Origin of the sequence: Methylobacterium sp. WL116, from assembly GCF_008039455.1 — a bacterium.
Taxonomy (GTDB): domain Bacteria; phylum Pseudomonadota; class Alphaproteobacteria; order Rhizobiales; family Beijerinckiaceae; genus Methylobacterium.
Map to the genome: position 1 here is coordinate 1 of NZ_VRUV01000974.1, position 833 is coordinate 833.

An 833-nucleotide genomic window follows, 5' to 3' on the forward strand; every position below is an offset into this window, starting at 1 on the left:
TCCTGGTGCTGGCCGAGGCCGATGCCCGACCCGCGCGAGCGTCGGGCCGCTTCGTCAGCGCCTGAGCGGCCGCCGAAACCGAATCGCAACGCTTTGCAAACCATCCTGCCGCCCGGGCGAGACGCGGGTGGAAGCGGCATGGGCGGGCAGGACCGGGGCGGGCAGAACCGGGAGATCGCCGCCGACGCGGCGGCGGCCACGATCGACGTCTCGATCGTGATGCCGTGCCTCGACGAGGTGCGTGCCCTGCCGACCGCGATCGCCAGCGCGCGCGCCGCCCTCGAGACCCTCGCCGCCAAAGGCTTGGCCGGGGAGATCGTCATCGCCGACAACGGCAGCACAGACGGCAGCCAAGCTTTGGCCGAAAGCCTCGGCGCGCGGGTGGTGCCGGTCGCGGAGCGCGGCTACGGCGCGGCCCTCGCCGGCGGCTTCCAGGCGGCGCGCGGGCGCTACCTGGTGATGGGCGACGCCGACGGCTCCTACGAATTCCGCGACTCCGTCGCGATGGTCGAGGCTCTGCAGGGAGGCGCCGACCTGTGCATGGGCTCGCGCTTCCGCGGCGGGATCGCGCCCGGCGCGATGCCGTGGAAGAACCGCTACATCGGCAACCCGGTGCTCACCAGCATCCTTAACCTGCTGTTCCGCACCGGCGTCGACGACGCGCATTGCGGCCTGCGGGCGCTGACCAAGGGCTGCGTCAAGCGTTTGGCGCTGCGCGGCAGCGGCATGGAGTTCGCCAGCGAGATGGTGATCAAAGCGGCGCTGAAGGGCGAGCGCATCGCCGAGGTGCCGGCCACGCTCTCGCGCGACGTGCGCGGCCGCCCGCCTCCCTC

Annotated in this window: 1 protein-coding gene; it reads left to right on the forward strand. The window is 72.7% G+C overall.

Features of this window, described 5'->3' with window-relative positions; genetic code table 11:
- Nucleotides 1-138 precede the first annotated feature (138 nt).
- Nucleotides 139-833 (forward strand): glycosyltransferase family 2 protein (locus tag FV223_RS28865; protein WP_147730028.1); only part of this gene is annotated, 695 nt, incomplete at its 3' end.